Origin of the sequence: Ilyobacter sp. (genome assembly GCF_041583315.1) — a bacterium.
Taxonomy (GTDB): domain Bacteria; phylum Fusobacteriota; class Fusobacteriia; order Fusobacteriales; family Fusobacteriaceae; genus Ilyobacter.
Genome location: NZ_JBFHGC010000537.1, coordinates 1 through 1,949, shown reverse-complemented (window position 1 = coordinate 1,949; position 1,949 = coordinate 1). Strand labels below are relative to the sequence as shown.

Genomic DNA, 1,949 nt, shown 5'->3' with positions numbered 1-1,949 from the left:
CCTCTTTCAGCCCCATTATAAGCTGAGCATCATGGCTTGCATCTATTATATACCAGACCTCAGATTTACCAAACTCTTTTTCTACCCTCAGGGCATACTCATCACTGGGGTGCACCTGTACAGAGAGTCTGTCATTTACATCTAGATATTTTATAAGAACAGGAAACTTCCCGTCAAACCTCTCATAGACATCTTTTCCCAGAAGCTCCTCTCCAGAACTCTCCATAAGTTCCTGAAGACTTTTACCCTCTAAATATCCCTCTTCCACATAGGACATCCCATTTTTGTGAGAGCTGACTTCCCATGATTCTCCTATTTTTTTATCTGCAGGAAGCTCCATATGGAGAATATCTTCAAAAGCTCTTCCACCCCATATTTTTTCGATAAAACATTTTTTAAATTTCAATGGATACATTTTATCCCTCCTTTTTTTATTTATTTCTATTATACTTAAATTCCGAAAGCTTGTCTATACAAGATCCTTTTTATTTTATAACAGGTTAAAAAGGAAACATTACTTAATCTCTAATCTATATTAACAAGGGGTGGTTGTATGGAATGGAAAAATATCCAGTTGGAAGACAGGGAAAAACTCAATGAATTTTTGCAGGGAAGGTTTCAGACAGGCGATCTTACATTTACAAATCTTTTTATATGGCGCAGGGGGAAGAATCTGAAATACAGGATTACAGATGATATTTTATATATAAAAGGAAGTGAAGAGCAAAGTAAATTTTTCTATATCCCCTTACCAAGACACGGAGATTTCAGAAAAATACAAAAAGAGATATCTGAGCTTATAAAAAGTAATGCCACTATACGTGCAGTACCTGAAGGAGTAAGAATCCTTCTTGAAAACTACTTTTCATTTCAAGAGGAGAGAGACAGATTTGACTATCTTTATGATATAGAGAAGCTCGTAGAGCTAAAGGGAAGAAAGTTTCATAATAAAAAAAACCAGGTAAACAGATTTGAAAAAATCTACAACTTCTCCTATGAGAAAATCCACAGTAAAAATATAAAAGAACTGATGGAGTTTGAGGAAAAATGGTGCCAGGACAGAGAGTGCAGCATCTACAAGGGATTAGACAAGGAGAGCCTTGGGATAAAGGAAATTTTTGAAAATTATGATGCCCTTCAGCTGAAAGGCGGAATTCTCAGAGTCGGCGGGGAAATAGCGGCTTTTTCCATAGGAGAGCAGATCACTCCAAACACGTGTCTCATACATATAGAAAAGGGAGATATTAAATATCAGGGAATATACCAGGAGATGAACAGAATTTTTCTCAAGGAAGAGTTTTCACATTTGGAGTATGTAAACAGAGAAGAAGATCTGGGTATAGAAGGAATAAAAAAATCCAAAGTATCCTACAACCCTGTGATGCTTTTAAAAAAATATATAATTTCAGGTGAAAAACATCTCAAAATTGAAAAATAATCCAAATAATGTTAGAATGACAAGGAAATTCTAAAATCGGAGGGTCAAAAAAAATGGTTATAACGCCTAAAATCAAAGGAAGTCTCGCACTTAATTGTCATCCTACAGGTTGTAAAGAGGAAGTCCTAAATCAGATAAAATATATAGAGGGTGCCAAAAAATACAGTGGTGCCAAAAAAGTCCTGATAATCGGTGCCTCATCTGGATATGGTCTTGCTACAAGGATATCTCTTGCTTTCGGAGGTTCCAAAGCTGATACTATAGGGGTTTCTTTTGAAAGAGAGGGTTCCGCCAGAAAAGTGGGAAGTGCCGGATGGTACAGCAACATCTGGTTCAGAGAGGAAGCTGAAAAAAAAGGACTCATTGCAAAAAATATCCTGGGAGATGCTTTTTCACATGATATGAAAAAAAATGTAATAAAATATATAAAAGAGGAGTTCGGAGGGAAGATCGATCTTCTCGTATATTCCCTGGCTTCAGGTATGAGAACTGATCCTGATACCAATGAAGT

The 1,949-nt window shown here is 36.3% G+C and carries 2 protein-coding genes and 1 pseudogene; 2 read left to right on the top strand and 1 reads right to left on the bottom strand.

The annotated features are described in order from the left end of the window. The coding region (locus tag ABZA26_RS13935) for a type I phosphomannose isomerase catalytic subunit (protein WP_372715098.1) at positions 1-415 on the bottom strand (415 nt) is incomplete at its 3' end. 138 nt (positions 416-553) lie between these two features. Here ABZA26_RS13935 and ABZA26_RS13930 point away from each other — a divergent pair. Together ABZA26_RS13930 and ABZA26_RS13925 are read left to right on the top strand one after the other, a co-directional pair. After that, on the top strand, positions 554-1,438 hold the full coding sequence (locus ABZA26_RS13930; RefSeq protein ID WP_372715097.1) for a DUF2156 domain-containing protein: 885 nt from the start codon (positions 554-556) through the stop codon (positions 1,436-1,438). 53 nt (positions 1,439-1,491) lie between these two features. Next, positions 1,492-1,949, top strand: a pseudogene (locus ABZA26_RS13925) (enoyl-[acyl-carrier-protein] reductase FabV); the annotation flags it as partial.